Below are 13,145 nucleotides of genomic sequence, written 5' to 3' on the forward strand. Positions count from 1 at the left end.
TAAGGAAATTCTTTATATTAAATACTCTCATTTGTCAATTGATTTTCTATCGTATTGTACTTCTTTTTGGCAGAAAACTTCTCATCCAGATACTGAAAGAACATGTAGAGTACAGGAATTACAAAAACTCCTAAAACGACTCCACTCAGCATTCCCATTGCTGCACTGGTACTGATTGATTTGTTTCCTGAAGCCATACCTCCTGTAGAGATCATCAGCGGAACCATTCCGACAATAAAGGCCAGTGATGTCATGATAATCGGGCGTAATCTCGCCTTGGCTCCTTCCAGTGCAGAATCCAGAATCGAAAGACCTGATTTTCTTCTTTGTATGGCAAATTCCACAATAAGGATCGCATTTTTGGCCAGGAGACCGATAAGCATAATCAGTCCTACCTGTACATAAATATTGTTATCCAATCCAATCGCTTTTATACCTAAGAATGCCCCTACAATTCCCGTTGGGATAGAAAGCATAACTGCCAGAGGAAGAATATAACTTTCATATTGAGCCGCCAGCAGCAGGTATACAAAAAGCAAACACAGTCCAAAGATGGCAATCGTCTGATTTCCTGCCGATTTTTCTTCCAAACTCAGCCCTGTCCATTCGTAACTGTAATCAGATGGCAGTTTGCTTAAGGTTTGTTCCAGCTTACCCATCAATTCTCCGTTACTTACTCCGGGTTTTGGAGACACGTTGATGTTTAATGAATTATAAAGGTTATAACGCTGAACGGATTCCGGACCGTAAACTTTTTTCAAAGTGATCAGTGTGTTTACCGGTACCATATCTCCTTTTTCATTCTTTACGAAAATATCATTGAAGGCTTGTTCATCCATCCTGAAAACGCCGTCTGCCTTAATATTCACTCTGTAAAATTTCCCGAATCTTGAGAAATTCTGAGACTGGTCTCCGGAGAAATACGTCTGAACGGTCCCCAACAGATTTGAAATGCTTACTCCCAACTGTTTTGCTTTATCTTCATTCACTTCAAGCTCCATTTGGGGATAATCTGCCCTGAACATGGTGTAGGCAAATGCCACTTCCGGGACCTGCATCAGCTGACCTATCAGTTCATCTGCCTTAGCTTTAAGAACCTGAGGGTCTCTTCCCATACGGTCCTGAAGAACAATCTCCGCATCATTGGTCATCCCATAACCTTCTACCGGAGGCATTCTGAACGTCATTACACTCCCTTCTTTGATCACTCCTAATTTGGCAGTAGCCATATCTACAACAGCCTGAATATCCTGAACTTCTCCTCTTTCTTTTTTAGGTTTCAGCTTAACAAATCCCATTGCGTAGGCCGGACCCGCACTGTTGCTGAGAAGATTGTAACCTGTAATGGAAGTATTTTCCTGTACTGCTTCTACCCCTTTTAAGATATTGTTGATCCTGTTGGAAACTTCTGTTGTTTTCGTCAATGCTGTTCCCGGAGGCATGCTTAACGTGTACATAAAGAATCCGTCATCTTCCATCGGTACAAAACTTTTAGGCGTGCTTGACATCAACCATCCTGCAACACCGATAACGGCTACTATTAATCCTCCTGCAATCCATTTTCTTCCTATTAAAAAACGGACTCCTTTTGCGTAACGGTTGGTCATATTATTAAATCCTGCATTGAATGCTACTGCAAATCTTTGCCCGAATCCTTTTGGTTTTTCACCTTCTCCTGCGTGGTTATTTTTCAAAAACACAGCACATAAAGCTGGAGTTAAAGTCAATGCGTTAACCGCTGAAATGATAATGGCTATCGCCAATGTATAGGCAAACTGCTTATAAAACAATCCTGCTGAACCGGACATAAACCCGATTGGAATAAATACTGCAGACATCACCAACGTAATGGAAATAACCGCTCCCGTGATCTCACTCATCGCTTTATGGGTTGCCTCTCTTCCCGAAAGGTCTGTTCCTTCCATATTACTGTGAACGGCTTCTACTACTACGATAGCATCATCTACTACAATACCAATGGCCAGTACAAGGGCGAAAAGAGTCAGAACATTAATGGTAAATCCTAAGACCAGAAGGAAGAAAAATGTACCAATAATCGCTACCGGAACTGCCACTGCCGGAATAATCGTAGATCTGAAATCCTGTAAGAAGATAAATACGACAATAAATACAAGAATAAATGCTTCTATAAGTGTTGATTTCACCTGTCCTGTTGCCTCATCCAATCTTTCTTTGGTGCTCATTACCTTCGTATATTTAATGCCCGGAGGAAATGATTTTGATAACTGATCAAGGGCTTTGTTGACGCCTATTTCAATCTGGTTGGCATTAGATCCTGTAGTCTGCATGATCGCTACAGTAACCGCATTTTTCCCATTAGACAGGTTATCTCCCGTATTTGAAATAGCTCCGAATTCCACACGGGCAACATCTTTAAGCCTGATAACCTGGCTTCCTGTGTTTTTAACAATGATATTTTCATATTGCTCCGGCTTGTTCTTCTTTCCTTTATATCTGATCACATACTCTAAAGCAGCATCTGATTCTTCCCCAAGTTTACCCGGAGCTGATTCTAAACTGTGATCAGCAATAGCTCTGGAAACATCAGCCGGTTCAAGTCCGTAGGATGACATTTTCTGAGGATTAAGCCATATTCTCATGGAATAATCTTTAATCCCGAATACCATAGCCTGTCCTACTCCTTTTACTCTTTTGACCTGTGGAATAAGGTTGATATTCGCATAATTCTGAAGGAAGGTTTCATCATATTGCTTATTGTCTTCCGTATAAATATTGAAGATCAATACCATACTGTTCTGCTGCTTGGAGGTGGTCAATCCCATTCTCACTACCTCCTGTGGAAGAATTGGTGTAGCCTGCTGTACTCTGTTTTGTACATTCACCGCAGCCTGATCCGCATTGACTCCCTGCTTGAATATAATGGAAATGGAGAATGTTCCGTCATTACTTGCTGTGGATTTCATATATTCCATATCCTCTACCCCATTGATCTGTTCTTCCAGTGGAGTTACCACGGAACGGATCACAGTCTCACTGTTTCCTCCGGGATATGACCCTGAAACGGTAATTGTAGGTGGGGAGATATCCGGAAATCTGGTCACCGCCAGCTGGTTTAATCCTATGATCCCTAAAATGACAATGATAAGGGATATTACCGTCGCCAGTACCGGACGGTCTATTATCTTTTTTAACATTTTTGAATTTTCTAAGAATGGTTATACAACTATTTCGAAAGAACAGTTTGGGCAACTACCTGTGCTCCGTCTGTAAGGGCATCAATTCTGTTGATGGCGATCTTATCTCCCGCATTCACTCCTTCTTTGATAAAATAATCCTGAGATGTACTTCCTGAAACAGTAATCTGAGTCATTTTAACTTTGTCTTTACCATTCAGTTTATAGACAAAAAATCTGTCCTGTATATCTTTCACTGATGTTTTCGGAAGCTTAACCACTCCATTCAGCGCATTGTGAATCATTACTCTGGCCGTTCCTCCGGCTCTTAATAATTTATCCGGATTTTGAAAAACAGCTTTCATCTGAATACTCCCCGTATTTCTGTCGAAGTTTCCGCTGGCATTTTCAAGTCTTCCTTTGAGAGAATAGGTAGAGCCGTCTGCGAGGATAAGTTCTACATCTTCCACAGTATTCCCTGATGCTGCTGCTCTGCTGTGTGCAATGAAATCAGCCTCGTTCATTGAAAAGTACACATTCACACTGTTTATACTTGAAAGAGTCGTCAACGGAGAAGCATCCGAGGGGCTGATAAGATTTCCAACCCGATTCGGAATTCTTCCTATGTATCCGCTCACAGGAGCTTTGATGTAAGTAAAATTGGCATTGATCTTTGATGAACCTAAAGAAGACCGTGCCTGGGCAACCTGGGCCGAGGCTGCCTTATAACTCGCCTGAGCTGTTTTCAGCTGCATATCTGAAACTACTTTTCCTTCTACAAGAGGTTTTAGTTTTTCTACTTCCAATCTTGCGGTTTCCTGTGCTGCAAGAGCAGATTTCAAAGCGGCTTCATTGGTATTAACCTGCTCATTGTATACCGATGGATTTATCCTGAAAAGGGTCTGACCTTTACTGACATACTGTCCTTCTTTGACATATACCGCTTCCAGATAGCCTGTCACCTGTGCTTTAATATCCACATTATCCTGTCCTTCTATGCTTCCCGGGTATCCTGTAGACACTTCTGCATCTCCGGATTTCACCTGGATAAAATCTGTAGGCAATGCCTGCTGCATCTGCTGAGCACTTTCCTGACCATTCCCGGAACCGCACGAATACAGTATTACTGCTGCCATAAGTGAAAGTGCCAGATATCCTTTTCTGTAATTCATAACATGAGTTTTTAAATTTTACAGGAGCAAAATAACTTCATCTTATAGTGATATTCATTCAGAAGTTGGGTGAAGTGTCATTAATTGCACATGAAACGTATGATAGGAAAAATGAAAGGAAAACAGTTGTTTTTCTTATAAATATGACAAAAAAGAAAGCTTATCGGGTCAAAACAAGAGTGAAATCATTTGGAAAAAATTAATAGATTCACAAATGAAATGAAAAAAATTGCTTTATGTAAAAGCAATCTCGGTTATGTTTTTATAAAGTTAATAATCCATCCAGGATTTAAAAATAGAAGCCTTTTCACGGCTTACGATCACCTCCATTTCAGGATGCTTTCTCAGTTCCAGCTTTAGTTTTCCATTAAAATGATTAAAAATATGTTTTACAGAATCAATGTGAATGATAAACTGCCTGTTGGCCCGGAAAAAGAATTTCGGATCCAATTGCTTTTCAAGTTCTTCCAGAGTTTGTGGTACATTTTCGACAACTCCTGTGTTCAACATCGCTTTACTGATTCCCAATTCAGTATAAAAGTATAGAATATCTTCCGCCAGAACGGTTTTATATCCGTCTCTGTGGGTGATAAGAAAACGTTTTCTGTAGTCTTTCGGCTGGATATAATTCAGTAGGCCTTCAATGGCTGTTCCTACCACTGGAACGGCTTCCATAAAGGTTTCGTAGCGTTTTAAAGCAGCATCCAGCTCTTCTTCCTCGATAGGTTTCAGAAGGTAATCTATGCTGTTGTATTTGAATGCCTGTACTGCATATTCGTCATAGGCTGTGGTGAATATAACCGCACTTTTAATTTCATGCTTATTAAATATTTCAAAGCTGAGCCCATCTGCAAGACGGACATCCATCATAATGACATCAGGAACAACATTATTTTCCAGCCAGTGTACTGTTGAAGTTATCGAATCTTCCACAGACAGGATTTCGATATGAGGTCTTAACTTCAGCAACAGTCTTTTCAATCTGTCAGCATTGGGCTTTTCGTCTTCAACTATTAAAATCTTATTAATCTTCATATCAATGGAAGTTTTACAGTAAATTTATCTTCGGTCTTTTCAATCACAGGCTTTGGGTATCCTAATATTTCATACCGGGCAATGATGTTGGTAAGCCCCACTCCTGAGGAGTCCGGCTTGTTGATCAAAGGCAGAAATGTATTGGAAACCACCAATTCTCCCTCGGCACTGGTATAAACATGAATCTCCAGAGGGTTTATTTTAGAGGTCTGATTATGTTTAATGGCATTTTCAACCAGCAGCTGTAAAGACAGTGGAAGCGTGTACATAGACCTGTATTCCTCTTTAATATCTATTTTAAATATAACACCTTCCCCAATCCTCTTTTCAATCAGAAAAATGTAGGATTCTAAAAATTTCAGTTCTTCTTCTACTGCGATGATATCTTTTTTGGAGTTAACCAACAGATACCGGTAGACTCTTGCAAATTTCTCTGAATATTCATAGCCTAACTGCTGATCTTCCAGGATGAGTTCTGACAGTACACTTAAGTTATTGAAAATAAAATGAGGATCTATCTGCAGCTTCAGTGCCTGAAGTTCCGCCGCCATGGCAGCCTGCTTATGTTTTGATGCCCGGAGTTTATGCTGGGCAGCTTCTACAGCCGTTTTCTTCCAGTTTTCCAATAAATAATCCACAGTATTAAAAGCACTGATAATCAAAGATATTACAATATTGGTTGCGATCCATTGTCCCAGGAGCGTATATTCTTTACGGGAATCCATTTCCGGCAATGTTACTGAGGTGCAGTCTACGATTGCATTAATGATAATCACAATCATGACACTTCCCACGATCTGCAGCAGACACTGAATAAACAACCGCTTTACGGTTCTGTTTCTCCAGGGAAGCAGCCTATTGAGCGTTCTGTCAATAAATATACTGACCTCTGAAATAATGATAGAAAAAAAGATGATCCATGAGGCGTCTTCCAGGATCATTTGCAGCGGGGTATTCAGATATCCTTTCCAAACAGGATCAAAAGGATCTATCAGATAGGAGAAAACACAGAAAGTAACCACTGCTAGAGCCCAGATCACGAGCCTTCTTTTCATAGTGGAAAGAATCTTTTTATTTCGTACTATATTTTTCCTGATGGCAGAAATCCTATTCATATCCGGAACTTTGTGAATGTAAATATAGAAATAGATTTTATATGAGTCTTTCCTGTTTCAGACGAGACCGCCAAAACGGGAGCTGAAACGTAAAATAACAGTGTTCAAATGAATATGACGGTTCATCACCTGAAAAAGACATTTCATCAGGATTTTATGTAAGATCACCCTATTTTTATCATAAGCTAATGACTGGCTGTCATAGTTTTGCTGTATTAAATCCAGTACAATGAAAACAATAATTGTCTGCACAGATTTTTCTGAGGAAGCTGAAAATGCTGTTCATTATGCAGCCTCTATGGCTAAAGAAAATACCTATAAGATTATACTGTTTAATCTTCAAACCGTTTCCATTCATGCTTTGAATGCACAGGCTTCGGCAGATTTTTTCTATACCCAGACGCTTAAAAATCAAAAAAAACTGGAGGATAAAGCAATGGAGCTTAAAAGATTGTACAGTATTGAAGCCGGATACCATCTGGCATCCGGCAATTTTATTGAAGAACTTGAAAACTGTATACAGGTAAAAGGCTGTGGTTTCCTGGTCATGGGAATGGCAGAGAAAACTTTGGAACAAAAGCTTTTGGGCAATCATGTCACAAGGGCAATTCACAGAATAAAAAAGCCGATATTAATTGTTCCTTCCAATATAGAATATACAGGAATCAGGAAAATACTTTTTGCTTATGACACGCACAGGAGTATGACCTGGTCTGCAATGAACGATATTTATTATTTTATTAATGAGTTTAATGCTGAGATTGAAGTCTTTAACGTAAGCGAAAGTCTGGAAGATTTTACTGAGGTTATTCATGATGTTGTCCTGAATTCCGGATATGATCTGGATGATATTAAATACAGCTTTAAAATGATTCAATCCATCGAAGTCATTAAGGCTATAGAAGAGGAAATAAAAATTACCAGCCCTGATCTTCTGACTATGGTTCCTTACAAATACAACCTTGTAGAATCTCTTTTCCACCGCAGTAAAACAGCTATTATGGCTTACAGGAATAAAGTACCATTACTGTCAATTCCCTTAAACATAGATTAAGATCAATAAAAATCTGTTCACATTTGAATTATCCTTTTTGCCTTTAAAGGCTAAATTTTACACTTAATCTTGTTTAACAGGCCCGGAAAAATTTCCCGGGCCTGTTTTTATTTTTAGAGATTTACAATTACTTTTCCTGTAACGCGGTTGGTTTCAATCTCCAGATGTGCCATAGCTATGTCTTCCAGCGGAAATGTTTTATAAACAAAGGGTTTCAGCACTTCTTCCTTCAATAAACCAGCAATTGCCTCCGTGGTTTCTTTTTTAGACGCTACCATCATAAACTCAATATTCACATTTCTCTGCGTGGCTTTGCCTGCAATATCCTCAGGAATCTCAGGCGACGGAAGTGTTACGATCACCCCGTTCTCTTTTACAATATCTACTGAATCAGATAAAGTTTTTCCCTGAAGGGTGTCAATGACTATATCTGCTTCCTGTACTTTTTCATGAAAGTTTTCCGTTGTATAATCAATATGTTCATCAGCCCCAAGCGATAGAACAAAATCCCTGTTTTTACCGGATGACACCCCGATAACATACGCTCCGAAATGCTTCGCCATCTGAACAGCAAAATGACCAACACCGCCTGACGCCGCATGGACCAGAACCCTGCTTCCTTTTTTAACTTTAGCAACGTCTACCAATGCCTGATAAGCCGTCGAAGCTGCCATTGATGCTGCAGCCGCCTGCTGATGAGTAATATTCCGGGGCTTTAATGCCAGATGAGCTGCTGGAGCTGCAACATATTCTGCATAAGCGTTTCCTTTTCCAAAAAAGTTAACCATTCCAAAGACTTCATCTCCTGTTTTAAAATCAGTTACGTTTTTCCCTGTTTCCACTACCTCTCCCGAGATATCCCATCCCAAAACAACAGGTCTTTTTTCTTCAAAAATCCAGTTCAGAACTCCTTCATAGGCTCTGGACTTTACATCTACAGGATTAATACTTACCGATACCACTTTTACCAACACCTCATCATTTCCTATTACAGGTTTGTCTATTTCTGTCAATTGAAAATTTCCGACACTTCCTGCTTCGTTTAAAATAACAGCTTTCATCTTTTTTAATTTTAATTGTTGGACAAATGTAGTCTCATCATATCTTTGCAGCAAGTATGCACTTTTTTGTATTCTACATACCTAAAATATACTAATACTGATTATCAAATATTTGAAAAAATGTTAAAAATAAAAAAAGTCACCAATGAGCCATCCTGTCCTGTGGATTATGCCTTTAAAAGGATTGGAGGAAAGTATAAAGGCCGTATTTTATGGTATCTTCATCTGAAAACGGTCATGCGTTATGGTGAACTTCGCAAAGCCCTTTCTGATATTACTCCTAAAATGCTTACCCAAACTGTGCGGGAGCTGGAAGATGACGGACTTATCCATAGAGAAGTCTATCATGAAGTACCTCCAAAGGTAGAATATTCTTTAACGGAAACCGGCGCCGAACTCATTCCTTTCATTGATTATCTGAGACTCTGGGGTGAAAATCAGATTGAAAAAGAGAGAATAAAAAGCTAAAACAATGACCTGATTTAGCCAGATAACAGGTACTGTTGTTTTTATGCGTTATTCGTCTTACTGCAACATGATATTGCCGTATTAAGGATTTGCTGTTTTAATTTCCATCAAAACCATGAATGTTCATCATGGTTTTTATTCTATGTAGAGTCCTGCCATTAAATATTTTTAACTAAAAAAATAAACACCGAATTCATATCCATCTGAATATCAAAAAGTCGTAAATTTAATAAAGGATAAAAACAGTGTTTTCCCCCTTTTCTATAGTTGTGCCGTTCGCTAATTTTGTTCCATAAAATTAAAAACCATAAAAAATGAAAACTTCCTTTTTTACTAAGATTTTAAGTCCGCTCTGCACAGCATTTATTCTTATTTTCTGCTTGCTAAGCTGCAATGAACCCCCTAAAGAACCCGTAAGTAACAGTTACAAAAAGAAACTGATCAGTTACCGTGAAGGCAGGGTCCTTTTTGATGAATACACCAGAACCAATCATGAAATTCTCACCAAATACCGAAACGGAGAACCCGATTCCCGATGGTACTGGTTTTCACTGGAAGACATGGAAGGATATATTCAATACGTAAAAGAAAACGCAAAAAAACAAAAATTAAAAAATGTAGGAATCAGGATTTATATGGGAAAATATCCCTTAAATCATCCTAAAAACAGAATGGCAAAACCTGAATATGCAGGCTACCAAACCATATTTTTAGTTCCTACTTCACAAAAAAGAAAAAAAGACAATGCAATGTCCAGAGGCGAGGCAACTGATGAAAATACAGATGTGCCATCTATAGAATCCATGAATATGACCAACCTTGCCCCTCCTCCAAAAACCTTATCCGGAACAATGCCTTAAAAAAACAGAAATTATGAACTGGAATATTGAAACAGGGAAACAGATATCTATGATCTTATCCATTGCAGTGATGATTTTAATGATCATAAAATACAGAAAAACCGGAAAAGAAAATTTCTTTTTTATCATCGGATACCTGCTGTCTTCCCTGATCGATATTTTCTGTTATTTCTATTACGACCTGACGAAACTGCCCACAGATATATTTTATGTAATCGGGTTTTTAATGGTTGTATTCTTTCTGTATTTGTTTTATTATTATCAGTTATTGTATGTCCCATTGCTCAAAAAAATACAGGTTGGCATTCTTGTACTTTTTGTTCTCAATATCTTTGTAATGTTTTATACCGAAGATCATCTGCTTCATCATTTTTCTTTCAATATGCTTTATGCAGATATTCTTCTGTTGCTATTTTCAATTATCTTGTTTCTGTACCAAACCTTTAATTCTGATAAGATCTTAGAAATCAAAAATTATTTACCGTTCTGGATTTCAGTGTCTTTACTGATCTTTTTTATTGGAAGTATCCCGATACTTTTTTTCAGAAATACCGTTTCGGAGAGTATTTATTTCTTTATATTATTTATGCTGAATCTGATCAGTAACAGCATACTTATATTGGGATTAATTTGGAATAAACAGGAAAAAATCAGATAAAAACCCTCAAAATGGAAGAGAATAATCTGGTCATCATCTTTACGATTACTTTATTCATCATTGTTCTGACAATGATCTTCATTTATGCGGTTTTCATCAAGAAAAAAACAACAATGCTGATAGAGCAAAAGGAAAAAGACCTGCGGTTTGAAAAGGAGCTGGCCACTTCACAGGTAGAAATGAAGGAGCAGACACTCAATTATATAGGGCAGGAATTACATGATGATCTGGGACAGAAACTTTCCGTTGTCCGCCTGCGACAAAACCAGCTGATTACCAAATTGAAAGATTCTGAGAAAGAAGACCTGATCGAACTCAATGAATTATTGGGAGAATGTATACAGGATATAAGAAACCTTTCTAAAACATTAATCACTGAGCAAATCATTCATTTCGGGCTGGCAGAATCCATAGAAAGAGAAGTCCAAAGGATCAGAAAACTCAAATTATTAAAAATAGAATTCATCACTCAAAAACAGGACATTGATATCACTCCAAAACATGGTCTTATTCTTTTCAGGATTATCCAGGAAAGTATCAATAATATTCTGAAACATTCCAAAGCCAAAAACGTTTCCATACAGCTGGAAGATGACTGTGAAAAATTACACATCAGTATTTCTGATAACGGAAAAGGCTTTGATACAAACATTATTCAGGATGGCTCAGGATTAAAAAACATGGAGCTGAGAGCCAGGCTGATCCATGCAGAATTCACAATACAATCACAACTGAATAAAGGAACACAAACTTTGATAACCTATCACAAAAATTTATTATGAAAACTATTCCCATAGCGATCGTTGATGATCATACTCTGATTTCCAAAGCCTTGGAGAATATGATCACAGAGAATACTCAGTACAGGGTCATTATGAATTATCCCAACGGAGAAGAATTTATTGCAGGAGTGGAAAAAGCTTCTGAATTACCCGCTGTAGTACTGATGGATGTCAATATGCCTTATAAAAACGGTATAGAAACTACAGAATGGCTTACAGAACATTATCCTGATATCAAAGTGATCGCCCTGACCATGGATGACGATGAAAGAATATTGATTAAAATGCTGAAAGCAGGAGCTAAAGGCTATCTGCTGAAAGATATGCAGCCCTCCATCCTTTTTCAGGCTATTGAAACCGTATTTGAAAAAGGAAGCTTTTATACTGATTTTGTAGCACAGAAGTTATTGAAAGTAAAAACAGAAGAAGCTAAAAATGCCTCTTTGCTTTCGGAGCTTAAAGACCGGGAAAAAGAGTTTATTAAATGGGCCTGCAGCGAACTTACCTACAAAGAAATTGCTGACAAAATGTGCCTCAGCCCCAAAACAATTGATGGCTACAGAGATTCTGTTTTTGTAAAACTGGATATAAAAAACAGAGCCGGGCTCGTACTTTTTGCCTTAAAACATGATCTCTGCTAAATTAATTCGTAGTTTTTAACCAACATCTTCACATTCTGATATCACTTCGGCGGCTCTTCAAGCCGCCGAAGTGATATTCGTAACTCATTCATAAACAGACAAAAAGGTGTTTTTCCTTTTTCAAAACACGGTTTTCTCCTCTGTTTTCGTCCTGCAGAATGACGGAATTTTGTCATAGAAAAAACACAGAAAGGCAGCCCCCGAAAAGCCGGAACAGAGTAGGGAATATTTTTTAAAACTAATACAATGAAAAAAGCACTTATCGTAGGTATTAATGATTACGCACCTATCGGATACGGAGGTCCGGACCTTAATGGCTGTGTAAATGATGCAAGGGATATGGCCAACACATTGGTCATCTGCGGTTTTAGTCCGGCAAAGATTAAAATCCTGACCAATCAAAATGCTACAAGAGCGAATATCCTGAATTATCTGAAATCCATGATCAGCACAAGTGTAAAAGGTGATTCTCTTGTTTTTTATTATTCAGGGCACGGAACCAGAGTAGCTAATATTGGGTCAGATCTTGAGCTTGATGGTTTGGATGAAGCCATCTGTCCGCACGATTATGCCAATGCCGGTGTCATTCGTGATGACGACTTTAAAGCGGTTCTTGACAAACTGAAAGCAGGGGTCAATATGGAAGTGATCTTTGACTGCTGTTATTCCGGAACAGGAACCAGAAAAATGGATCTGGGCCTGGAAACTGACCTTCTCAACGAAACGGCCCGTTATATTCCCCCCATGCTTGAGGACGAATTCTATCTGACCTATGCCAGTGAAATCGGGGCTGCTAAAAATGTAAAAAAATCAACTGTTCTTACGAAAGCTCTCGTCCCTGTTTCCGGAATGAACCATACGCTATGGGCTGCAGCAAAAGATAATCAGGTTTCAATGGAAGGTAATATCAGCGGACAGATACGGGGCTATTTCACCTATCACTTCTGTAAAATCCTGCGGGCGACCAATGGGAATATCGTCCGAAAAACACTTGATAAACAGGTAGCTGTTGCACTGGCCGCTATGGGAGCTGCCCAGATCAACCAGACTGAAAGCATGACCACAGAATTTTCTCAGAAAATATTTACTTAACTGATAATCATGACCGGCGGAATCCGAAAAGCCATTAAAAGAGTAGGAATAT

Annotated in this window: 12 protein-coding genes; 7 read left to right on the top strand and 5 right to left on the bottom strand. The window is 38.6% G+C overall.

The features are described from left to right. Positions 1-17: 17 nt before the first annotated feature. From CRS_RS07680 to CRS_RS07695, 4 genes are all read right to left on the bottom strand, one after another. Positions 18-3,176, bottom strand: a complete 3,159-nt coding sequence (locus tag CRS_RS07680; RefSeq protein ID WP_142723477.1) for an efflux RND transporter permease subunit — start codon at positions 3,174-3,176, stop codon at positions 18-20. A 29-nt stretch (positions 3,177-3,205) separates the two neighbouring features. Next, a complete protein-coding gene (locus CRS_RS07685; protein WP_142723478.1) occupies positions 3,206-4,327 on the bottom strand; it encodes an efflux RND transporter periplasmic adaptor subunit in 1,122 nt (373 codons plus the stop codon). Positions 4,328-4,597: 270 nt separating this feature from the next. Continuing rightward, on the bottom strand, positions 4,598-5,362 hold the full coding sequence (locus CRS_RS07690; RefSeq protein ID WP_142723479.1) for a LytTR family DNA-binding domain-containing protein: 765 nt from the start codon (positions 5,360-5,362) through the stop codon (positions 4,598-4,600). Next, positions 5,359-6,477, bottom strand: a complete 1,119-nt coding sequence (locus CRS_RS07695) for a sensor histidine kinase (protein WP_142723480.1) — start codon at positions 6,475-6,477, stop codon at positions 5,359-5,361. Before CRS_RS07695 ends, CRS_RS07690 begins: the two co-directional genes overlap by 4 nt. 229 nt (positions 6,478-6,706) lie before the next feature. Between CRS_RS07695 and CRS_RS07700 the strand changes: the two genes are divergently transcribed. Then, positions 6,707-7,531 carry a universal stress protein gene (locus tag CRS_RS07700; RefSeq protein ID WP_142723481.1) on the top strand — a complete coding sequence of 275 codons (825 nt, stop codon included), beginning with the start codon at positions 6,707-6,709 and terminating at the stop codon, positions 7,529-7,531. Positions 7,532-7,644: 113 nt separating this feature from the next. Here the strand turns inward: CRS_RS07700 and CRS_RS07705 are convergent, their stop codons facing one another. Continuing rightward, complete coding sequence (locus CRS_RS07705) at positions 7,645-8,592, bottom strand: NADP-dependent oxidoreductase (protein WP_142723482.1); 948 nt, start codon at positions 8,590-8,592, stop codon at positions 7,645-7,647. A gap of 120 nt (positions 8,593-8,712) precedes the next feature. Between CRS_RS07705 and CRS_RS07710 the strand changes: the two genes are divergently transcribed. From CRS_RS07710 to CRS_RS07735, 6 genes are all read left to right on the top strand, one after another. Beyond that, entirely contained in the window at positions 8,713-9,060 is a 348-nt protein-coding gene (locus CRS_RS07710) for a helix-turn-helix domain-containing protein (protein WP_142723483.1), read from the top strand. Between the two features lie 314 nt (positions 9,061-9,374). Next, a complete protein-coding gene (locus CRS_RS07715) occupies positions 9,375-9,920 on the top strand; it encodes a hypothetical protein (RefSeq protein ID WP_142723484.1) in 546 nt (181 codons plus the stop codon). A gap of 13 nt (positions 9,921-9,933) precedes the next feature. Further along, positions 9,934-10,578, top strand: a complete 645-nt coding sequence (locus tag CRS_RS07720) for a hypothetical protein (RefSeq protein ID WP_142723485.1) — start codon at positions 9,934-9,936, stop codon at positions 10,576-10,578. Between the two features lie 11 nt (positions 10,579-10,589). Further along, positions 10,590-11,360, top strand: coding sequence for a sensor histidine kinase (locus CRS_RS07725; RefSeq protein WP_142723486.1), 771 nt, complete (start codon positions 10,590-10,592; stop codon positions 11,358-11,360). Next, a complete protein-coding gene (locus CRS_RS07730) occupies positions 11,357-12,001 on the top strand; it encodes a response regulator transcription factor (protein WP_142723487.1) in 645 nt (214 codons plus the stop codon). Before CRS_RS07725 ends, CRS_RS07730 begins: the two co-directional genes overlap by 4 nt. Positions 12,002-12,247: 246 nt before the next feature. Next, a complete protein-coding gene (locus CRS_RS07735) occupies positions 12,248-13,093 on the top strand; it encodes a caspase family protein (RefSeq protein WP_142723488.1) in 846 nt (281 codons plus the stop codon). Positions 13,094-13,145 lie beyond the last annotated feature (52 nt).

Origin of the sequence: Chryseobacterium sp. ON_d1 (assembly GCF_006829085.1) — a bacterium.
GTDB lineage: Bacteria > Bacteroidota > Bacteroidia > Flavobacteriales > Weeksellaceae > Chryseobacterium.